This is a genomic window from Paenibacillus sp. EB106-05-06-XG162 (assembly GCF_058791655.1).
This window is the reverse complement of sequence record NZ_JBYTDT010000025.1, coordinates 1-19,805: the sequence shown is the minus strand read 5'-3', so window position 1 is coordinate 19,805 and position 19,805 is coordinate 1. Positions and strand designations below refer to the sequence as shown.

General features: G+C 49.9%; 26 protein-coding genes. 25 read left to right on the top strand and 1 reads right to left on the bottom strand.

Annotated features, from left to right (window positions below; translation table 11 throughout):
• Positions 1–17: 17 nt before the first annotated feature.
• The 24 genes from AC3WU2_RS28880 (at position 18) to AC3WU2_RS28765 (ending at position 18,510) form a co-directional block, all read left to right on the top strand.
• Positions 18–167, top strand: a complete 150-nt coding sequence (locus AC3WU2_RS28880) for a hypothetical protein (RefSeq protein WP_492458333.1) — start codon at positions 18–20, stop codon at positions 165–167.
• Entirely contained in the window at positions 164–730 is a 567-nt protein-coding gene (locus tag AC3WU2_RS28875) for a hypothetical protein (RefSeq protein ID WP_492458332.1), read from the top strand. Before AC3WU2_RS28880 ends, AC3WU2_RS28875 begins: the two co-directional genes overlap by 4 nt.
• 181 nt (positions 731–911) lie before the next feature.
• Positions 912–1,676: a single-stranded DNA-binding protein gene (locus AC3WU2_RS28870; protein ID WP_492458331.1), complete on the top strand. Its 765-nt coding sequence runs from the start codon at positions 912–914 to the stop codon at positions 1,674–1,676.
• A 123-nt stretch (positions 1,677–1,799) separates the two neighbouring features.
• Entirely contained in the window at positions 1,800–2,213 is a 414-nt protein-coding gene (locus AC3WU2_RS28865; RefSeq protein WP_492458330.1) for a hypothetical protein, read from the top strand.
• 17 nt (positions 2,214–2,230) lie between these two features.
• Positions 2,231–2,434 carry a hypothetical protein gene (locus AC3WU2_RS28860; protein ID WP_492458329.1) on the top strand — a complete coding sequence of 68 codons (204 nt, stop codon included), beginning with the start codon at positions 2,231–2,233 and terminating at the stop codon, positions 2,432–2,434.
• Between the two features lie 22 nt (positions 2,435–2,456).
• Complete coding sequence (locus AC3WU2_RS28855; RefSeq protein WP_492458328.1) at positions 2,457–3,416, top strand: hypothetical protein; 960 nt, start codon at positions 2,457–2,459, stop codon at positions 3,414–3,416.
• Between the two features lie 59 nt (positions 3,417–3,475).
• Positions 3,476–4,687, top strand: a complete 1,212-nt coding sequence (locus AC3WU2_RS28850) for a hypothetical protein (protein ID WP_492458327.1) — start codon at positions 3,476–3,478, stop codon at positions 4,685–4,687.
• Entirely contained in the window at positions 4,687–6,507 is a 1,821-nt protein-coding gene (locus AC3WU2_RS28845; RefSeq protein ID WP_492458325.1) for a DNA polymerase, read from the top strand. The genes AC3WU2_RS28850 and AC3WU2_RS28845 overlap by 1 nt, the downstream gene beginning before the upstream one ends.
• Positions 6,504–7,052: an HNH endonuclease gene (locus AC3WU2_RS28840; protein WP_492458324.1), complete on the top strand. Its 549-nt coding sequence runs from the start codon at positions 6,504–6,506 to the stop codon at positions 7,050–7,052. Before AC3WU2_RS28845 ends, AC3WU2_RS28840 begins: the two co-directional genes overlap by 4 nt.
• Positions 7,043–8,128, top strand: coding sequence for a DNA polymerase (locus AC3WU2_RS28835; protein ID WP_492458323.1), 1,086 nt, complete (start codon positions 7,043–7,045; stop codon positions 8,126–8,128). Before AC3WU2_RS28840 ends, AC3WU2_RS28835 begins: the two co-directional genes overlap by 10 nt.
• Before the next feature lie 81 nt (positions 8,129–8,209).
• Complete coding sequence (locus AC3WU2_RS28830) at positions 8,210–8,503, top strand: hypothetical protein (protein WP_492458322.1); 294 nt, start codon at positions 8,210–8,212, stop codon at positions 8,501–8,503.
• The gene (locus tag AC3WU2_RS28825; protein WP_492458321.1) at positions 8,503–9,111 is read left to right on the top strand and encodes a 3'-5' exonuclease; all 609 of its coding nucleotides are present in this window, start codon (positions 8,503–8,505) and stop codon (positions 9,109–9,111) included. Before AC3WU2_RS28830 ends, AC3WU2_RS28825 begins: the two co-directional genes overlap by 1 nt.
• Complete coding sequence (locus tag AC3WU2_RS28820) at positions 9,112–9,462, top strand: hypothetical protein (RefSeq protein WP_492458320.1); 351 nt, start codon at positions 9,112–9,114, stop codon at positions 9,460–9,462.
• A gap of 371 nt (positions 9,463–9,833) precedes the next feature.
• Complete coding sequence (locus tag AC3WU2_RS28815; protein ID WP_492458319.1) at positions 9,834–10,517, top strand: hypothetical protein; 684 nt, start codon at positions 9,834–9,836, stop codon at positions 10,515–10,517.
• Positions 10,514–11,437 (top strand): hypothetical protein, encoded by a 924-nt coding sequence (locus tag AC3WU2_RS28810; RefSeq protein ID WP_492458318.1) that lies wholly within the window; start codon positions 10,514–10,516, stop codon positions 11,435–11,437. Before AC3WU2_RS28815 ends, AC3WU2_RS28810 begins: the two co-directional genes overlap by 4 nt.
• A complete protein-coding gene (locus tag AC3WU2_RS28805; protein ID WP_492458317.1) occupies positions 11,438–11,953 on the top strand; it encodes a crossover junction endodeoxyribonuclease RuvC in 516 nt (171 codons plus the stop codon).
• A complete protein-coding gene (locus AC3WU2_RS28800) occupies positions 11,950–12,147 on the top strand; it encodes a hypothetical protein (protein ID WP_492458316.1) in 198 nt (65 codons plus the stop codon). The genes AC3WU2_RS28805 and AC3WU2_RS28800 overlap by 4 nt, the downstream gene beginning before the upstream one ends.
• A gap of 52 nt (positions 12,148–12,199) precedes the next feature.
• Complete coding sequence (gene nrdJ / locus AC3WU2_RS28795; RefSeq protein WP_492458315.1) at positions 12,200–14,437, top strand: ribonucleoside-triphosphate reductase, adenosylcobalamin-dependent; 2,238 nt, start codon at positions 12,200–12,202, stop codon at positions 14,435–14,437.
• A gap of 13 nt (positions 14,438–14,450) precedes the next feature.
• Positions 14,451–14,612, top strand: a complete 162-nt coding sequence (locus AC3WU2_RS28790) for a hypothetical protein (RefSeq protein WP_492458314.1) — start codon at positions 14,451–14,453, stop codon at positions 14,610–14,612.
• Positions 14,613–14,886: 274 nt separating this feature from the next.
• Positions 14,887–15,483 (top strand): dUTP diphosphatase, encoded by a 597-nt coding sequence (gene dut, locus AC3WU2_RS28785; RefSeq protein ID WP_492458313.1) that lies wholly within the window; start codon positions 14,887–14,889, stop codon positions 15,481–15,483.
• Positions 15,484–15,853: 370 nt separating this feature from the next.
• A complete protein-coding gene (locus tag AC3WU2_RS28780; protein ID WP_492458385.1) occupies positions 15,854–16,243 on the top strand; it encodes a 3D domain-containing protein in 390 nt (129 codons plus the stop codon).
• 82 nt (positions 16,244–16,325) lie between these two features.
• Positions 16,326–17,798 carry a hypothetical protein gene (locus AC3WU2_RS28775; RefSeq protein ID WP_492458312.1) on the top strand — a complete coding sequence of 491 codons (1,473 nt, stop codon included), beginning with the start codon at positions 16,326–16,328 and terminating at the stop codon, positions 17,796–17,798.
• Positions 17,798–18,355 (top strand): AAA family ATPase, encoded by a 558-nt coding sequence (locus AC3WU2_RS28770; RefSeq protein ID WP_492458311.1) that lies wholly within the window; start codon positions 17,798–17,800, stop codon positions 18,353–18,355. Before AC3WU2_RS28775 ends, AC3WU2_RS28770 begins: the two co-directional genes overlap by 1 nt.
• A 2-nt stretch (positions 18,356–18,357) precedes the next feature.
• Entirely contained in the window at positions 18,358–18,510 is a 153-nt protein-coding gene (locus AC3WU2_RS28765) for a hypothetical protein (RefSeq protein WP_492458310.1), read from the top strand.
• 33 nt (positions 18,511–18,543) lie between these two features.
• Here the strand turns inward: AC3WU2_RS28765 and AC3WU2_RS28760 are convergent, their stop codons facing one another.
• On the bottom strand, positions 18,544–18,927 hold the full coding sequence (locus tag AC3WU2_RS28760) for a hypothetical protein (RefSeq protein WP_492458309.1): 384 nt from the start codon (positions 18,925–18,927) through the stop codon (positions 18,544–18,546).
• 89 nt (positions 18,928–19,016) lie between these two features.
• Here AC3WU2_RS28760 and dcm point away from each other — a divergent pair.
• On the top strand, positions 19,017–19,805 hold a 789-nt coding region (gene dcm, locus AC3WU2_RS28755), incomplete at its 3' end, for a DNA (cytosine-5-)-methyltransferase (RefSeq protein ID WP_492458308.1).

The following is a 19,805-nucleotide window of genomic DNA, read 5'->3' as shown; positions in this document are numbered from 1 at the left end:
AATAGGAGGTTTACGCAATGACACGCAAATATAAACGTAATTTTGACGATAAATTTTTACGCAGCATTAACGCAATCGACGCATTGTATCACGGGGGCTTCGCACCAGACGAAGATCCTGCCGATCACATCCGTATTCGCTGCGTTAAGGCGGTGCGCATCGCATGAGTATCGCCATCGATCCGAAAGCCGGCACGCATTTTATCGGTAAAATATTCGTACTGCCCCACGCTTGTGATCGCGCCGTTGAGCATTTCGGTATTGACCGGGCCGCTGCGCCGATGTACGTAATGGATATCCTGCGAAAGTCTTCGCTAGTTTCCGAACACGTCATCGACGAAGACGGAAAGCCTGCGCGAATGTTCGCACATCAACGTACCGTAATAATCGTACATCCAACGGAGTCTACTGTATTTACGTTATATCCGCAGCATAAGGCAAACGCCGCCATCCGCAATCCTATCGAGAAACTCGTGCATCGCGCCATCAAAACGGCTGAGCGCAAGGAAGTCCGCGAAGCCAAGCGTATCAACGTAAGTATCGCGGAATTGACGCTGGAACGCGCGGCCCTCGGCTTGCGCCTGGCGAAGACGGACTCAAAACGTGTGGTCGCCGACTTGAATGATAAGATTGCGGAAATTGACGGAAAAGTTACGAAACTAAAGCGCGAACTTGTCGATATCCAGCGAGAGAAAACGAATCTCATGAAAAGCGTCGCTGCTTACGTTTAAAAAAGTTTCCGCCGAGTGTGCGAAATGGCACCGAGAGGCAACGAATAAAGTGAAAGAACGAGGTATAAGCCGATATCTTACGTCGGCAACGTGGTTCTAATGTCAGATTACGTTGGAGTCACGTCGCGGACGTAGGAAAAGACGGATGACGTCCGAAAAATAACGAAGGAGTGTTTCGTAAATGTCTATTCGTGATAGATTGAAAGCACGTGAGGAAGCGCGGGACAAGGCTGCTGGTCCAGGAATTAACGAAGGACTTCCGGAAGGCGTAACAAGATATGTGTACGCCAACGAATTAAACGGTGACGGGAAAAACTTCGCCTTACTAGAAGACCCCGACAACTGGTTCTTCTACTACGTGCATGAAGATGGTGATTATGCGACTCGTTCCAAATTCTTCAGAAAACATACATGTCTGCACTCACCAAAAGTTGTCGACATGTCTAAGTTTGAGTCGTTCGCGAAACCTAAAGGTGATGCATGCATTTCCTGCAGAGCAAAAGCAAAACGTAAGCTTTACTTTATGCTTCCGGTATTTGACTTTGAATACGGAACATGGCGTGTCCTCGACATGAAAGAGTTTCACGCAGTCAACCTTATCAACGATTACGACAAGCTCGAAAAGGCCGCGAAGAAATTCTCGAAGGATTACTCGCTAGTCGGCGACGCTATCACGATCAAGAAGACGTCGGATGGCAAGTCATATTCGCTGGAATCCGCCGAAGTCGAAGGAATGGAAGCCGTTGCCGCTTTCTTAGCTACCGAGATTCCATACGTAGAGCTTGCGAACTTCCGCGATGAGGACGATATTCGGAAAATTATCGAAGAAGGCGACGGGAATCATCTCGATAAGAGTGTGTTGGATAGCGGAGGATCGACGCAATCAGACGCGAAAGAAACGGAGCAAAGCGCGAACCAAGATGCGGCGCCTGACGTTGGGTTCTAATCCGACGTCCAGCGGAAGGAGGTGACGTAACTGTTACGTAAATATTGGCGAAAACTCCGCTTTGCGCTTTGGTTTAGTTCTCACCGTTTCAAATACGGAATTTAACGAAGAGGAGGAATTAACTTGGCGCACATAACTGAAATCGTGGGCAAGTATTCGGAAATGGCGGCGCGAGTCGCGCTAATGGCTAGCGGATGGACGACGCATATGTCCGATACAGACGAAGCATACGATATCCTCGCGCAAGATCCGCTGACTGGCGAGTACGCACGTATCCAGGTCAAGACGATTAGGCAACGGTTTGACCGCGGAGGCGACCTCGTAGTTTACGCGAAGAAAGGAAACGGCGAAATCTATACGAAGTCCGACGCTGACTATATCGTTGGCGTCCTGGTAACTGAGGGCGAGCTGCCCCGCGTATGGATGTTCGAAAACAGAGAAATCGGCGAGTACTGGGCGTCAGAAGTCCGCGCATCCGAACGTTGGATCGAGTTGCCGCTAACTTTGAACCGCTCACTATACGTGGAGGCAGCGTAATGGAACGGCTGTACTTAATGGCACGCTTCAACGAAGATATTCCGGACCCATACGTAGTTGACGAATGCGCTCAGTGCGGTGGCGATATCTACGTTGGGGACGAGGTGAGCCGTATTGACGACGGCGGAGGATACGTACACGATCGGTGTGCGTCGGAATACGCAATGGAGCGCGTTTATGATGCGACGGGCATTATCGGTAAGAACGGACAAATCAACTAATTCGAAAAGGGGACGATATTGAATGGCGAAATTAAACGGTGTATTTATTAGCGAAGACGGTACGAAGATTCTCGTAGGTGGCGTGGAGTATGTTTTGACTGGTGACGACGCAAAAGTGGGCGATATCGTTAAGGTGACGGATAAAGTGATGCCGGATTACGTAGAGACAGGAGCTTTCTACGTGGTCGACGAGATGGACTGTGACGATCCGCAGATTACGGACGAAGACGGTGATGAATATGATCTCTGCGGTGATGAACACGTAGTCTATACGAAAGTTGCTGTCGAGTCTGGCGATATCGTTACGGTCGATGGCGTGAAGTATCGGAAGGTGGATCGTCCGCATACAATCGGTGACTACGTATTAATGGTCGGCTGTGACGTGGACTTGACGAAGGGCAAAGTATACGAGATTGTCCGAATTGATGGTGATGGGGACGGAGTTTTTAAAGATAATGACGGCGATAATCGTTATTTCAAACGTAATAGCGAAGAGCGACAGCTTGTTGAGTTAGTGACTTCGCCAACCGCAGCGCCCGCCCCGAAAGTTGAACGCTTCAAAGTCGAAGAGTATGCTCGTGTATTGACGGATATTAAAGATCTTGATAAGGGTAGCATCGTGAAAGTTAAACGTGATGACGAAGACCACCGCCCGTTCCTATGTGAGTTACTTGACGGCAGTGATTTCGACTTCTACCGCCAGGACGAGTTGGAGCGCATCTCATCGGAAGAGCTCCCATTTGCGAAAGTCGGACGTAAGGTGAACGAATATAAGGTGGGGGACCTCGTCAAATTCACAAAATACACGGCCACCAACGGATTGAACGAATACGACGGGATTATTACGACAGTGGACTACGTGGATTCAACGAGCGCCCACCTCGTAAAGCCGCCGTTTGTTAAATCGGGATATGACACAAATACGCCATTTAAACATATCAAACTAATCACGCCAGTTGAGTCGTTACAGATCGCTAGCTAACTTCGACTCATCCGTAATTTCACGAAAAAAACGATATAATCCGAGGAGGAATTTTGAATATGGCGAAATTAAACGGTGTTAAGACGGTAAGTGCAGCGGAAGCAATCGAGTACAATGGCGTGCAGTACGGTGCTACGGCAGAAAAGGCGGCAGTTGGCGACATCATCCGTTTTGAGGATCGGAGTTCATACGTAACCCGCGATGCGTTTTACGAGATCGTCCGTATGGATTCGGCCAACGACCCGCAAATTATCGATGAGGACGGAGACGAGTTCGATTTGGCCTATGAGGAGTACACGACGTTTAAGCGTAAGGTGGACGTGGTTACGGAGCAACAAACGGAATACACCGAGGTAAAACGTAAGGCGAAGGTTGGCGAGAAGATTAAAATCACAGACCCGGAAGCAGCAATTGGATACAGACGCGGATCGATTCTGACCGTTACGCACGATACCGGACATTGCGGAAGCGATAGTGCCGTAAGAGTTGCGGAGGTAGAACAGGGAATTTTCCACCGCGAGTACGTCGTACTTGAACCGGCGAACATTGACGCACAAATCGCGCAGAAGCAATCGGAGTTGGCGGAACTTGAGCGTAAGAAGGCGGAGAGCGGACGTCTGAAGGTCGGAGATTACGCAAAAGTTATCGGTGGACCGAACCCTAACGTTAAGCTCGGAGATATCGTGGTTATCCGCTCAATCGACAGAGACGGCTATTGCTGGATTAACGATATTGAAGGTAAGGAAATCGACGGGTTTAAGTTAGCGAAAAACGTAGTTCGAGCAACCGACGAAGAAGTAGCGGCAGCCAAGGCGGCGCTCGATCCACGTAGTAAGTTCGCTGTTGGCGATAAGGTACGGCTGATCAGCGGTGGCAACCGCCTTCCTCTTAACGACTATCCAAACGGACAAGTATACGAGGTCGCCGATCCTAAACCTTCGACCCATTCTGGAACTATCCGTATCACTGGCGGAGGACAAGCGAGTGGCTACGCTAAACCGGAGCAACTCGAAAAGTTGACGACAGAAGAGGCAGCCGAGATCGAAAAGTGGGCGAAGATTGGACGTAAGGTTAACGAGTACAAGGCGGGTGATATTATCGAAGTTACTCGTTATCAAAGCGGAGCTCAAGTCGGAACAATCGCGACTGTAATCGAGACTCAAAGTACAAGAGTGCGGTACAGTTCTATTGTTGGTACGTGGTTAGGCGACCACGGCTCTATTAAACTCACCGCACCAGTCGAAGCTCTCTTCACAAAGGCGACCGCCTAATGAATGTTACGCTATCGTTAAATCTCCGTCCATTAACGGTACCGGAAGATTCAGCAACGGAACGAGTTAGGGCAGCGGTTCAACGGAAGGCGGCGTCACAGCTTGAAACACCAGCGGAAGCGTTCGAACGGATCGGCGGCATGGCGTTAAGCGCAACCGAGCGGACCCAATTCGAAGCGGCGAAAAGCGCGTTTGAGAGCGGAAAGATAGGCAGTTTCCGCTCCGATGGCGCAAAGTGGACGAAAGGTGACGTACTAACAGCAGGAGCGAAAGTATTACGGGAACAAGCGGATATGTTGCGCCAACAGCGTATCCGCGAGGTTCTCGCATCTAAGCCTCCCAACTATCACATCTTGACGGATGATTCCGAATTGCCAGCGTTTGTCGAGCGGTTGCGTCTCGAATGCAGGCGTCAGGCGGAGGAGTGGCGTGGCAAGTTCGGCATCCTCGGCGTCGATACGATGACGGCGGGCGACTTTGAGGGTACCGGCGTTGATACGTATATCGACTTATCGATTGGCTTCAGTATTTGGCTTCCGCTATTAGGCGAAGGGTATTACCTTCCGTATGGTCACGTTGATATGCGCAGTGTCGCAGGCTTCGAATTCCTTGACGATGAATCTGCGTTTAAGGTGGGAGATCCTCAGCTCATGCGTTCGAAGGTGTTGGCGGCGATTGAACCGTACTTATCGCGTTCGAATCACGGAAAGACGTTTCACATGGGATCGGCGCGTTACGATTTACACATTGCAATTAACGACGGCTACGAAATTCACGGATGTGTGTGGGATACGCTCGACGCCATGCGACATCTTAACGAGCATGAGGCGGCGTACGGTCTGAAGCCGCTAATCGCAAAGTACGGACCACGATTCGGTATAGACGGGACGATATTCACGTTCGAGGACTTATTCGGAAATCGGTCCCCGGCGCCATTCAACGTTGAACTTGTTGGCATATACGCGATCAACGATGTTAAGTACGGTTGGTCGTTATTCGAATGGCAGTACGAACAGATGGCGAAGGCACCTAGCGCGGATGGTCGGGGGCGACTCCTCGAATGTTATGCGCAGATTGACTCGAAATTGCCAGAGACTGACGTATTCATGGCGCGGTGCGGATTCGAAATTGATTTGAACGGACTTAAGGCGTTAGAGGACGAATTCACTCCGCTATTAGATAAGGCGCGGGCTGACGTAATCGAAGCTTATGGAATTGACGAAGCATTCGTACGGCAGATGGATCGGACGATTAACGCATCTAAAGTGGCGGCGTGGATTGAAGCGCAGAAGAAACGAATTGCTCGGCATAACGAGGCGGTGACGCGTCAGAAGGCGATTATCACCGAGTGTGAGGTGGCCGACAAGACGCACTTAAAACGTTATGTTGACGCCGTAACGAAGTTATCGCAACTTGAGACGGAAATGTTAGCGCCAGCAGGCGAAGAGCATGCGCCGCTCACCGTTGCGGAATTTACTATTACTAACGGAAATCATTTGGCGTACCTCATTTACGATTATCTCGGAATCAAAGACGTCACTTCGAAATTTAAACGTGGCAAGACAAGGTCGACGGCGGCCGACGTTCTGGACGAGTATTACGAGAAAGAGGAAGCGTTGAAACCGCTCGCGACAGTGGCGGCTTACGAGAAGTTGCTAAATACCTACGTAAAGAAGATTCCGGAAGCGCTCGAAGTGGATGGACGTCTGCATACGGAGTTCAAGGCGGGAGGTACGGCGACTGGGCGGTATAGTTCGTCAGGGTATAGCGGGCGGCCTATCGATATATTACGAGAATTCGAAACGGAGGCGAGCGAATGAAGAACGCTTATGAAATCCGTGGAGATACGACGGTCATCTTCATTAAGCGAAGAAATGGCGAAGTATACGAATTTCTAATAGACACGGAAGACTTACCAAAACTTATAGAAGCCGGCGGTTCATGGTGCGTCGATACACCATATAACTGCCAAGACCCAGCACGGAAACCATATGCGATACGTAATGCACAACGAGAAGGTGGCGGAAGGCAATTTATTAAGTTACATCGAGTTTTAACAAACGCTCCTGTCGGCGCAGTAGTTGATCATATCGACGGCAATACACTCGATAATCGGAAAAGAAATCTCCGCGTGACCGATAATTTTATCAACGCTCAGAACGTGCAAGGTCCTAGTAGGAATAATAAATGTGGTGAACTTAACGTCTACTACAACAGCTATGATGGTATTTGGATTGCGTCAATTATGCGTAATGGTAAAACTGTCAGAGCAAAGAGAAAGAACTTTGACAGGGCTGTAGAGGTTGCGGAACAGATGCGACGAGGAATATATGTTCCTAGATCGAGAGGTCAAAAATGCTCATAATAAATGACGCTAATTATCACGCAATTGTACGTAAATTAATCGCAGAAGACCATAAAGTTCAACGTGGAAATAATTTACAAAACCTTCCGTCAAAAGGTGCAGGAAATCGTGTCCGTAACTGTTTCGTCCCCAAACGTGGATTCACGTTCGTCGGCGCCGACCTGGGGCAGATTGAACCACGCATAATGTCGCATATCATGTATACGCGATACGACGATAACTCCATGCGTCAAATCTTCGTTGACGGCGTTGACCTTTATACGACAATGGCGATGATGACGTTTAACCTTCCCGAAGAGTATTGCGTCGACAAAGCGTACGATCCGACCGGCACGTTCAAGCCACGCGCAATGATGAAGACGGGCCAACTCGCGGTATCTTACGACCAATCACCGAAAGCTTTCGCGAAGAAAATGAACGTTACAGACGAAGTTGCGCACATGTTCTTCGAAAACTTCGACCGTACATTTCCGTCATTTAAGACGATGGTTGCCGATATCCGCGATTTCATGCGCGTCAACGGATACGTCGAAACTCTTTACGGAAGAAAACGCAGATTCCCCGATTACAAAACGGTTGCCGCGGAGATGCAGAAGAATGAGCAGCGTTTGATCCGCTTGTACACCGAGCGGAAACAACTACGTAATAGGGCGAATCCGACTGATCGCGATAAGCAGCGGCTAATCACGCTTCAAGACGAAATCGACGTACTTTCCGAGAAGCGCGGATTGATCGGCTATTGGGAGCGCGCTGCGTTTAATGCCGTAATCCAGGGGACCGGCGCCGACATACTGAAGATGATCGGGAATCGGAACGCACGAGTCTGCAAGGAGCGCGGCTGGGAGATGAACGCGTCGATTCACGATGAAATCAAGAACTCGATTCCTAACGAACAATTGACGGAAGAGACGATCGAGCTGATTGACGACATCATGACGAAGACTGCGACGCTAAGTGTGCCTCTGGTTACGGACATTGTGATCGAAAAGCGCTGGATGGATGAGGTACGACCGGAAGACTGGGATTTCGCGAATTGTCGCCCACTACCGGAATTCGCAGAAAAATATTCCGCCTAATGTGCGAAATGCTTCCGATCGGCAACGTAATAAGTGGACGGGTTAACTGTCCAAAAATAATAACGAAGGAGTTGACGTTGAATGAGCGTTAAAATGACGAATAAACAATTAATCGAGCTGTGGCGTGAAGAGGAACTCGAATTTGATGGCGTTAAATACGAGGTTACCGAAGAAGGCGAATGGGACGGAGCTGGCGAAAAGTATCAAACGCTAGACGTTATCTTTACCGATGGTCAGCGCTATTATCGCGGAAATATAACTCGCTCAGGATCGTATTTCAGCGACTGGGATTACAATGATTACGGCGACGCGGATATCGACGAAGTAGAAAAGCGGACGCGTACCGTAGAAATCACACAATGGGAGGCGGTTTAGTGGCGGAAATCTTCACGGTAATCGATATCGAAACGACCGGCCTCGATCATGAGACGGATCACATTACGGAAATTGCCGCAATTCGTACGGATGGCATCCGCGAGTATGGACGGTTCCAAACGTTCGTACGCCTTCCGGATGGCGTCGAAATTCCACCGGAGATCACCGAGTTAACCGGAATCAAAGCGGAAGACTTAGCGGGCGCACCGTTGGAATGGGACGCATTGTTAGCGCTTGAAGCGTTCACGTTTGGAACGACGTTAGTAGCGCATAACGCTCCGTTTGACTTTGCGTTCATTTGCAGACTACAGCAGATTGAACCGATAAGCTTCATTTGTACGCGAGCACTATCACGTTTGGTCGAACCAACCGAATCCGCCAGCTTGAAAGACGTTTGCGCACGCCACGGTATCGAATTGAACGGACACCACCGCGCTATGAACGACGCCGAGGCTACGGTTAAAGTCCTCGTCAAGCTGCGTGAGATGGCGGAGATTAACGGGATTACGTATCGGAATGTCGTGATTGATTCGGACGAGCGTCCGCTGAAATACGTGCCGGCTGGTGCGATTGTACGGACGATTAAGAAGACGGAAGGAGCTGCGTAAATGGCGACCAAGAAGATTAACGTTCCTCAATGTCCCGTATGTGGCGATGAAGGTGGGGGACATTATTTCCGGCGATGTACGAAGTGCGATCGTTATTACACGATGGTAACTCGTGATAAGAAGCAAGTTAGCGGAGACTTCACCGTTGTCGATTGGTTCTCATCACGATCGAGCGCCGGTCTAATCCTTGAGGACTCCGCAGGCAAACGTTTTCCGATTTACATGTCCGACGTATTCCGCTTCATTAACGGATTGAACTTCGGTCAGTTGACGTTAGAGGAAACGAAGAAAGGATCAGCGTATGGATGGTGCGTTGTGAATAATAGGGAGGCGGTAGTATCGCAGCAATAGTTACGAGAATCAACGCAATTCAAACGCAGTCACTCGCGGAGAAGATTTCAACCGATTTCGAAGCATACCTTGACAATTGGCACGCTGCTCCCGAGGTGTACGACGACGCACTCGATGCGCAGATCCATAAGTGGTATTACGACGTAATCACGGACAAATCCCGCAAGGTATGGCCGGCGCGTAATATGCCGTACTTCTCGCCGTCATCCGCAAATAGCGATCCGCGTGAACTCTACGAAAAGTTGCGCGGCGCGAAACGTGACGTCACCGAACGACCACCGCACCAAGGACGCTGGACCCGAATCGGTACGTCAATCGGCGACATCATCCAGCGCGACGTTCTCTTTGCGGAGAAGCATTACGAAAAAGCGGTGGGCGCCAAACCACGCTTTTCATTCGTACGCAACGATCACGGCGAACCAATGTTCGAAGAATTTGCGAAGAAGAATGCGGTTTTCGAACGCGACGGCAAAGCATTCGCTCTATTCGGTACGTGCGACGGAATACTGCAGTACATAACGGACGACGGTGAGATCTTGCGCGTCGGCCTCGAAGTTAAAAGTAAGCAGACTACGTATTCACAGACGTCCGAGTATTCAACGCGCAACGGTCCGAAAGAGGATCACGTCAAACAATGCGTCTGCTACTCGTTAATGTACGGAACACCGGAGGCGCCGATCGACTACTACGTCATCCTTTACGTCAACGCGTCGAAAAAGGGCTGGGAGATGACGTCGGATGAGTACGCAAAGAACCGCGATATCAAAGCGTTCGGCATCGAAATAACCGACGCCATGCGCGAGCAAGTCATCGATACGTTTATTGACGTTCTGGCTTCGGTGGAATTAGGCAATCCTCCGAAATTGGACGTTGATAAGTGGACGTTCAACAACTTTAAACGTGCTTGTGCATTGTCGTTATCAGACATGGAACTTGCGGAGGTTGAGCGTAAGGTTAGCGCGATCCAACGTTCATCTTTACCGGAATGGAAGAAACGTGGACCGATGCAGGCGCTAGATACGATTCGTTCGATTAGAACGGAGGTGGCTGCGTGATTCACGTATTAATGGATTCAGGCGGAATTGGATCGGAAGCTACTGGAGAACGTATCGCGGAGAGGTACGGAGCAGTGAACGTCGTGAGTTTATTCACGGATACTCTCATAGAGGATTCCGATTTATATCGGTTTCTTATCGAATGTTCCGCTCGTCGTTACGGAATACCGCGCCCTGATGCGCTCATTGAACGATGTGCTGAAATACCGGACATTAGGTCGGAGGCGGACGTAGAATTACGCAAGGTAATGTTAGCAGAAATATCTAAGGAAGCGATGCGTCTTATTCCGAACCTAAAGTGGGTAGCGGATGGGAGAACTCCTTGGGAAGTGTTCCGCGACGTTAGGTTTATTGGGAACTCTCGCGTTGCGCAATGCTCGCATCTACTTAAACAGAAGGTAGCAAGAAAGTGGATTGAAGAAAACTACGGTCCTGACGAATGTATATTGTACCTCGGCATTGATTGGACGGAGGATCATCGGAGGGCTGCGCCAACTGCGAACTGGCTGCCGTATTCTGTTGAGTTTCCGATGTGTGAGGAACCATTCGTGTATAAGTATGAAATGCTCCAAAAGATTGAGGAAGTAGGTATAGCAAAGCCTCGTCTTTACGGGCTAGGATTCGCACATAACAACTGTGGCGGTTTCTGTGTGCGTGCAGGTCAGGGACATTTCCTTAATTTACTCGAGGAACTACCAGATCAGTATGCATACCACGAGCGAAAAGAACAAGAGATGCGCAATTTCCTCGGTAAAGACGTATCAATAATGAAAAAAGTGCGAGGGAAACGTACATATCGTCTAACGATGCAACAGTTACGTGAATTGTACGAAGACGGCGCCAAAAGGTCTCAGATTGACCGTGAAGACATTGGTGGATGTGGTTGTTTCGTAACATATGAGACGGAGGTGTCGGCGTAGATGGCGCATAAATCGGCAACCAAACGCTACGGCGGTCTCGATCTATCGCTAACCTCGCCAGGCTTCGCGGTAGTCGACGTCAAAAACCGCCGCCCCACGCTAGTCGCGCTATCTCACGTCAAGACGGATTCCGACGAATCTCAGCCGCTACGTTACGAGTTAATCGAAGCGCACGCGTTGCTATTTTTTCGTCAGTATCGTCCGGACTCCGGTATCGCCCGTGAGATATGGCCGCCATCGCGGAACTACGGACTTAACGATAAGGTGCACGGTGCGTGGTCGGCAGTGGATCGCGCGCTGGCCCGCCTGGATCTCGAAGTGGCTGCGAACCTGTCGCCGTCAAACGTAAAGAAAATGGTGACGGGCAACGGTACGGCTAAGAAACCGGAAGTGGCGGCGGCGGTCCGGCGAATCTTACGTCTGCCTGACGACTATAAGTTCGCGACCGATGACGAAAGTGATGCAGCGGCCATCGTACTCGCTTACTTAATAGCGGAAGGACTGATTGACGTATGATTTCACCGGAAAGTAACGAACAGCGATTACGTAAGATGCGCGATGACTACCGCGCCCAAGTCGAGGGCTACCGTCATTCCGTTGAGGTGTTCAGCGGATTGGCTGCGGATTATGCTGAGAAGTTGGCGCTCGCCGAGTGTTCCCTTGCGAGTGTTGAACGTAAATTAAAAGAGATGGGAGAGATGCGTAATTAACCAGCTATTAACTGACGAGTTTATCGCAAAGTATCCGGAATTCCCCGATCATATGAACGCGCTTGGACAGTTTGTTTATTATCGTACATATTCGCGGTGGCTGCCGAAAGAGGGTCGCCGTGAGACGTGGAAAGAGACGTGCCGGCGTGCGGTAGAGTACAACGTTCAGCTCGGCGCCAAACATACGGAGAAGATCGGTTATCCGATTGACTACGAGTGGCACCGTAATGAGGCGGAGAAGCTTTTCGATAACATGTTCAATCTGCGGCAGTTCTTATCGGGCCGTACGTTATGGGTCGGCGGTGCGGAGAACGGGGTTGCCGAAAAGTATCCACTGTCAAATTTCAATTGCAGCTTCGTTAATATCCGTTCGTGGTCGGACTTGGGCGACTTGTTCTATCTGTTAATGGTTGGTACAGGCGTTGGGCTGAAGATTACGAAAGCATTCGCGGCACGCCTCGCTCCAATCCGCACGAATACGGCGCTCCTTCACTCGGAGTACGAACCTGTGCCGGAATCCGCACGATACGAACATACGGTTCTCCGCGACATGGAGAACGGGTACGCGAAGATTTACGTAGGAGATTCGAAAGAAGGCTGGGTTGAGTCGCTACGGTTATACTTCGAGATCCTGACGGAACAGCGATACGAGCATATCCATACCGTTAAGATTTCGTATAACTCGGTTCGTCCGAATGGCGCACGACTGAATACGTTCGGCGGCACGGCGTCCGGTCACGAACCGCTCCGCGAAATGTTTGACGGGATTGATCGTGTACTTAAAAACGAGATTGATCCGTCGTTGGCGCAACTAAGCGTGGTAATGGTTCCGTTCTACCATGAACGGACAGGCCTAACTTTGCAACAGGCGCATCCTACTGGTTACCAATACGTACGCCCAATTCATATTCTCGACATTGCGAATCTTATCGGTAACAACGTAGTGGTCGGAGGCGTGCGGCGGACAGCGGAAATTGCACTATTTGATGCGGACGATTACGAATGTATCTTCGCTAAGTACGGGATTAACGGTCTGTGGGATGCGGACAAGCACGCAAATGTTGTTGCTAAGACCCGCGCCCTTGGTCTCGAAAAGGAAGCGAAGTTTCTCGAAAGCCTGCCGCTTTTTGATGCTAACGCTCGACCGTTACATCACCGTCGCATGTCGAATAACTCGATCGCTTTTGAGACGAAACCATCGCGTGAAATGTTGAATCTCATTTTCGAGCTGATGCAGGGGGAGGGCGAGCCTGGCTTCGTAAATCTCGAAGAAGCGCGCAGGCGACGTCCGAATGCCGAAGGGTTGAACCCTTGCGCGGAAATACTGCTAGATTCGTACGGCGTATGCAACCTGACGACCGTTAATATGATGTCATTTTTGATTGGTCTCGGTGGTGGTAATAGTAAATGTTTCGATCTTGCGGCGTTAGTTGAAGCGCAGCGTTTATCCGCACGCGCGGGCTTACGAATGACTCTTGCGGAATTGGAACTACCGCATTGGAACGCGGTTCAACAACGCGATCGACTACTAGGAACGTCATTGACAGGCGTTAAAGATGCGCTCGCTGCGGCTGGCTACGATCGTCAAGAAGAAGCTATTTTGCTCGAAGTTTTGGGTGATGTGGCACGCGAAGAATCCGACCGTTATGCGAAAATATTACGCGTATCCTCGCCGCTCCTCGTTACAACCGTCAAGCCCGAAGGTACGTTGTCACAAGTGGCCGGCGGAGTATCATCCGGCCTCCATTGGTCGCACTCGCCGTACTATATCCGCCGTATCCGCATTAACGCAGCCGATCCGTTAGCACGTGCTGTTATCGATCTCGGATGGACTGTAAACCCCGAAGTTGGCACGCCAGGCGAGACGCACGAAGAGCGTATGAGAAATGCGCGCACCTTCGTTATCGACTTCCCAATCGCGTCCGGTGCGACCGAGACGAAGGACGACGTCAGTGCGGCACGTCAGCTCGATACTTACTTCGCATTCCAACGTCATTACACCGAACATAATTCGTCGAATACGATCACGGTGCGGCCGCATGAGTGGAGCGAGGTTGAGCGCATTGTTTACGAAAAATGGGACGAGTTTACCGCAGTATCGTTCTTGGCGTTGGATGGCGGAACTTATCAACTGGCGCCTTACGAAGCGATTACGAAAGAGAAATACGAAAAGTTGGCAGCGGCAATGACTCCGTTCGATCCGGCGTTGCTTCAGCGTTATGAGACGACTGGCGAGAGCGATTTGGACGGTGCGGACGGATGCGACTCCGGATACTGTCCGATAAGATAGCGAGGTTCTGCGTATGGCTTCAATAATCATGTACGAGATACTAACGACGATCCGTAAGCATCCGATTCTCCTAACGGTGGCCGAGATTCATCGGCTGTCGGATAGGGATACGTTGGAAGCTGATGCAATGATTGCGGATGGATTACGTAAATGTCGAGTAAATAACGGAGGGTGACTATATGAGTGTTAGATTTTTTTGGACTTGGAATGCGTTCGGATTCGGTGGGGGTTACTTCAAACGAGAACGTAATTTCATATTATCAATCGGATTTCTTAATATACTACTCAAACGGAAGGGGTGACGAAGAATGACGAAATTGAGCGAGGATTCTCGCAGTTTCGAATGTACGGGATGTGGCGAATGGGTCGAAGTAGAGATTGGAACGCACGCCGAGGACAACGAAATGTGCGAGCGCTGTTGGTGCGCATACCAAGGAGGGTGACGCTAAATGAACATTGAACATACGCAGGGTTTACGCGATATTCCCGTCAAGATCAAATGCATGCACCCCGACGCAGTTATTCCGATGTATGCTACGGAACTCGCGGCCGGCTTCGATCTAGTGGCGGTTGAAGACGTGATTATTGCGCCGGGCGAGACGAAGCTGGTTCCGTTAGGATTTGCGGTACAGATTCCGGAGGGCTTCGAAATGCAGATACGTCCGCGATCCGGAGTTGCGTATAAGACAAAGCTTCGCGTTGGAAACTCGCCAGGGACGATTGACGCTGATTTCCGTGGAGAGGTGAAGGTGATCGTCGATAATATTGCGCAATATGAGTACGTGATAGATTACGACCTTGATTGGGACGGCGAGCGGTCGGACTACCGATTACGCAAAACAGGATTTGCGCTACAAGACGTTAGCGGAAAGACAGTCCGCGACTTTGCGCAGCAGGGAAACTCGTACATCGTCCGCAAAGGAGACCGCATAGCCCAAGGCGTTATTACCCCGGTATATCGCGCAGACTTTATCGGAGTTGACGAGTTGGACGAAACGGTGAGAGGTGGCGGGGGATTCGGACACACAGGAGTAACATCGAATTAGTTCGACTTTATTCTTACGGTATTAAAAAGGCAGTGTATGGCCTCAAGTATGGCTATTGCTAGTGCTAATTGTCCTAACTTCCCTGTAAGGAGTTCTGCGATTCGTTCGGCCTTTGGGGTATCGGCAGCTAACAGTTGAACATAAGTATAAGTAGCAACTGTGGCATATAAAGCCATTTTACAAAAGTTTAGTATTCTTTCAAAAATGTCAAGCATTTAAACCCCTCCAAATTTTAGTTCTTTACTCATTTATCGGAAAGGCGGTCGATTATTTGAACGTGAAACTTCTCGCACATACGCAACTATCCAAAGAATTTTCGGAACATATCCATCAACGGCTCTTCGAACCATCTTTGTAAGGAGGCGGTCATATCATCGTTTATGTTGCGCTACTACTGAACTTATTTGCTAACGTTGATATCGCGCCAATAGACGTAAATCAGACGGAATATATCGCAGGAGAATCGGTCGCACCGACATGGGAAACGTGGGAGCTGACGGCATATACAGATGCGCCCGAAGAAAACGGCGGCTGGACGATTACCGCAAGCGGCGCGCCATTTACCGACGATCAAACGCTGGCTTGTCCGAAGTCTATTCCGTTCGGCACCGAGATTGAAATTGACGGTATCGGCGTCAGAACTTGCCACGATCGAGGTGGCGCCATCAAAGGCAAGCGGATCGACGTATTTATCCGTGATGCTGACGAAATGCAGCGATTCGGACGCCAAAAACGAAAAGTACGAATATTTGGCGATTGAGTGTGCGAAAGCCATCCGGCCGGCAACGTAATAAGTAGATGGGGCGCAAAGCTCCGAAAATATCCGATAAGGGAGCGGTTATATGGTTATTGACGGAAGAAAAGCGGAGATTGCTGATGCAGGACTACGGTACACCACGTACCGAGATTTTGCGCAAAAGTATGGGTATCCTGGCGCTGCGGCCGAGTCAGACCGGAGCGACAAACGAATTCCTTTGCGTGACGGTGACGTTGTAACGTTGTTAGTGAGCGGTGAGCATTTTACGTATAAATCAGACGGCACGTTATGGATCGTCGAGGCAGCGAACGGTGAGCGTCATATTATCGGAGAAAAGGGGCTGAAGATTTTGGTGGACGAGAAGATTACGGTGATTACGGATGAAAACTTGGGCGGTGTTCAACGTGAGTATCGCGAGGTTATGAGGAAGGCGGCGGTTGGCGAGCGTATTAAGATCGTGAAAGCGATGCTTAACTCGGACTACGAAGATGGTGATGTGTTCGCGGTGATTGATGTTGACGGCGAAAGTCACGTGTTCTTCAAAGACAATGTTGGGGAGCGTAATTGTGCATATTTTAGCGAGTACGTCGTTCTCGAACCGACCGATGTCTTACGAATCAATGACGAACGTTTCCGGATGGTTGAGCGAAAGGCTGCGGTAGGTGAACGAGTTATCGTAATGGAAAACCGTACGTATTTCAGGGCAGGAGAATCTTTTATAGTCGAAAAAACCGAGTTCGCCAGAGAGGCAGTCGGAATACTGAATGGTGATAATGTACTTCGTAAATATTATCGGGTGCTCGAGTCACTTGAAGTCGTAACGGAACCTGTCGCACTATCCGAACTCACACGTAAAGTCAACGAACAATCTACGCAAATTAACGGGCTAACGGAAACAGTCGCAAACTTGGCGCGTCGACTTTCGGAGGCTGAGACGCTACTGAAGGTAGCACGGGAAGATATCGTATTGATCGAAGAAGGCGTTAGTCACGATGTCGAGCGACTAAAAACGAAGGCTTTCGGATTATCTCGCGATGAGATCGTTGAACGTACGAAAGGGGACGTTGCTTCACTACAAGGGCGTATGTCCTCGCATGTGAAAAATCAGGAAGGAAATTATACGTTTAGGCATCGCCTTACTACCGTTAAATTCTACGTGAATCGTAAGAAACGAGTAGTAACAGCGCTTGTTTACGGACACGGTAACGGATCAGTACTCGAAAAGGGTATCGCAAAATGCGCACCTGACGATTGTTTCAATGTTCATATCGGTAAGGTGATCGCACTCCGCCGCGCTCTCGGTTTAGAGATTCCGAAAGAGTACGTAACGGCGCCGCAGCCGACGGAGCCGCACATTGGTGACGTTGTAAGCGGGAGTAGCTCGAGCGAACAAGCGCCTTATTCACAAGATAAAAGATTCACTTTAATAGGGCGCCGTACCGACGGTTCGTTTAGATACGCAGAGTCTCGTACGGACTGGATTTATATTCGTCAAATCGGACGTATTATCGACGATTCGCGAGAAACTGACGCCATCCAATCGGAGGTGGCGGCCTAATGATCGCTCTATGCGGAACGTTGCGATCCGGTAAGGATACGGTCGCAGAGTACCTTTCGTCAAAATACGGCTACACACGATTCGCGTTCGGTGACGAGTTGAAGCGTTATGCGCACGAATTATTTGGTGAGACAGACGGCAAACAACGTGAACTCTACCAGTGGTTCGGCCAGACGGTGCGCGAACGCGATCCAGACATATGGGTGCGAAAGTGTCTTGAGAAGACTAGGGAGCCTGCGCTGTTCCGTACGGTAGGACGCGGATGGGAGCCACCAAGGCCGGTAGTCATCTCGGATCTACGCCAGCCTAACGAATTTTCTGCGCTCAAAGCCGTCGGCTACGTAATCATCCGAGTCACTGCACCGGAAGGCGTCCGCATCAATCGCGCTATCGAGTCTGGCGATCACTTCAATTACGCCGACCTACGTCACGATACGGAATCACACGTCGCCAGTTTCGACGTCGACTACGAAATTGATAATAGCGGCAGTTTAGCGGATTTATATACGCAAGTCGACGAGATAATGACGGAAATATATCGGAAAGGGGCCGCCTAAGTGTGGGAGATACTTCGGCATATGATCGTGGTTATCGCGCAGGGTACTTTTGGGGACGTCAAGCCGAACTCCACAACGAACCGTACGATGAGCGGACACTGCTAGAGCGGCGGCGTGCGGAAGAGGGCGGAGATGACGAAGAAAAAGACGCGTAAAATAGGCAATTACGCGTCGTCCATTCGGACGTGTTATTCGTCCTGTTCCGGTTGGTCCGGTGCTTCGTATCCTTCAAGGCGGAACGTCAGCCAACCGTTTTCTTTTCCGTCATATTCGTAACGATAAGCGGTGTCGTGCGGGATTTGGTTCGCTTTTAAGAAGTTGCGCGCCATCGTATAGCCACGTGGTCCGTCGAACTTGTACGGTATGACGTCGGTTAGACGTACAACGTTAGGTTTCGCGATGCCGATCCGTTTATTGACCTTATCGTATGAGACGTAAAGGCTGATTGGTTTCCCGTCAGTTTCGAGCTCGCGACGTAGTGAGGACGATAAGCATAGGCGGCCCATTTTATCGACGGTAATCGTAAGGGCGCCATTGCGGTTTGTTTTATTCGAAAAAGGAACGAGTGACATACGTTAGTACCTCCGTTTAGACGAGTTATGACTTTATTATACGCAAAATGTACGGAAGATCAAACGAATAGTACGTAGGAGGCGGTAGCTTGACGTTTAAATATATCGAACTATTTTCGGGAATCGGTGGCTTTCGTTCGGCGCTAGATCCGTTAGGTGGCGAGTGCGTATTTGCGAGCGAGATAGACCCGTTCGCGACGCGAGCGTATAAGGCGCTATACGACGGAGCACCGGAATTACACGGGGACATTACGAAGATCGACGCGAATGACGTTCCGGATCACGACTTGTTAGTGGGCGGCTTTCCGTGCCAAGCGTTCAGTGTTGCAGGACAACGTAAAGGATTCGACGATACGAGAGGGACGCTGTTCTTCGAAATTGCACGGATCGCAAAGGAAAAGCGTCCGAAAATGATGCTATTAGAGAACGTTAAGGGGCTATTATCTCACGATAAAGGCCGTACTATCGAAGTCATGGCGCAAGCATTAAACGATATCGGATATGCTATCGATTTCCGCGTACTAAATTCGAAATACTTCGGAGTTCCGCAGAATCGTGAGCGGATATTCATCGTATGTCACCGCGATTTACCGCATGAGACGTGGAATATTACCGGAAATGATGTCGTAGCAAAAGCAAAAAAACGGATTCAAGCGCTGGAAATTCACACGTTTAATTTCGATTGGCCTACAAACGGTGCGGTAACGTCGAGATTGCGTGATATTCTCGAAGATAGCGTTGACGAGAAATATTATTTAAGCGAAGAGAAGACCGCGAAGTTGGTTGAGCAATTAGAGGATAGGGACGAAGCTTATATTCTAGATACACGGCAGCGCAATGAATTAAGGGTGTATGAAGTTGTAGCTCCGACATGTACC

Excerpts from the sequence above, each read along its gene's own strand:
- AC3WU2_RS28880 (WP_492458333.1), top strand. The coding sequence starts at position 18 with ATGACACGCAAATATAAACGTAATTTTGACGATAAATTTTTACGCAGC.
- AC3WU2_RS28875 (WP_492458332.1), top strand. The coding sequence starts at position 164 with ATGAGTATCGCCATCGATCCGAAAGCCGGCACGCATTTTATCGGTAAA.
- AC3WU2_RS28870 (WP_492458331.1), top strand. The coding sequence starts at position 912 with ATGTCTATTCGTGATAGATTGAAAGCACGTGAGGAAGCGCGGGACAAG.
- AC3WU2_RS28860 (WP_492458329.1), top strand. The coding sequence starts at position 2,231 with ATGGCACGCTTCAACGAAGATATTCCGGACCCATACGTAGTTGACGAA.
- AC3WU2_RS28855 (WP_492458328.1), top strand. The coding sequence starts at position 2,457 with ATGGCGAAATTAAACGGTGTATTTATTAGCGAAGACGGTACGAAGATT.
- AC3WU2_RS28850 (WP_492458327.1), top strand. The coding sequence starts at position 3,476 with ATGGCGAAATTAAACGGTGTTAAGACGGTAAGTGCAGCGGAAGCAATC.
- AC3WU2_RS28845 (WP_492458325.1), top strand. The coding sequence starts at position 4,687 with ATGAATGTTACGCTATCGTTAAATCTCCGTCCATTAACGGTACCGGAA.
- AC3WU2_RS28840 (WP_492458324.1), top strand. The coding sequence starts at position 6,504 with ATGAAGAACGCTTATGAAATCCGTGGAGATACGACGGTCATCTTCATT.
- AC3WU2_RS28835 (WP_492458323.1), top strand. The coding sequence starts at position 7,043 with ATGCTCATAATAAATGACGCTAATTATCACGCAATTGTACGTAAATTA.
- AC3WU2_RS28830 (WP_492458322.1), top strand. The coding sequence starts at position 8,210 with ATGAGCGTTAAAATGACGAATAAACAATTAATCGAGCTGTGGCGTGAA.
- AC3WU2_RS28820 (WP_492458320.1), top strand. The coding sequence starts at position 9,112 with ATGGCGACCAAGAAGATTAACGTTCCTCAATGTCCCGTATGTGGCGAT.
- AC3WU2_RS28805 (WP_492458317.1), top strand. The coding sequence starts at position 11,438 with ATGGCGCATAAATCGGCAACCAAACGCTACGGCGGTCTCGATCTATCG.
- AC3WU2_RS28800 (WP_492458316.1), top strand. The coding sequence starts at position 11,950 with ATGATTTCACCGGAAAGTAACGAACAGCGATTACGTAAGATGCGCGAT.
- nrdJ (WP_492458315.1), top strand. The coding sequence starts at position 12,200 with ATGAACGCGCTTGGACAGTTTGTTTATTATCGTACATATTCGCGGTGG.
- AC3WU2_RS28790 (WP_492458314.1), top strand. The coding sequence starts at position 14,451 with ATGGCTTCAATAATCATGTACGAGATACTAACGACGATCCGTAAGCAT.
- dut (WP_492458313.1), top strand. The coding sequence starts at position 14,887 with ATGAACATTGAACATACGCAGGGTTTACGCGATATTCCCGTCAAGATC.
- AC3WU2_RS28775 (WP_492458312.1), top strand. The coding sequence starts at position 16,326 with ATGGTTATTGACGGAAGAAAAGCGGAGATTGCTGATGCAGGACTACGG.
- AC3WU2_RS28770 (WP_492458311.1), top strand. The coding sequence starts at position 17,798 with ATGATCGCTCTATGCGGAACGTTGCGATCCGGTAAGGATACGGTCGCA.
- AC3WU2_RS28760 (WP_492458309.1), bottom strand. The coding sequence starts at position 18,927 with ATGTCACTCGTTCCTTTTTCGAATAAAACAAACCGCAATGGCGCCCTT.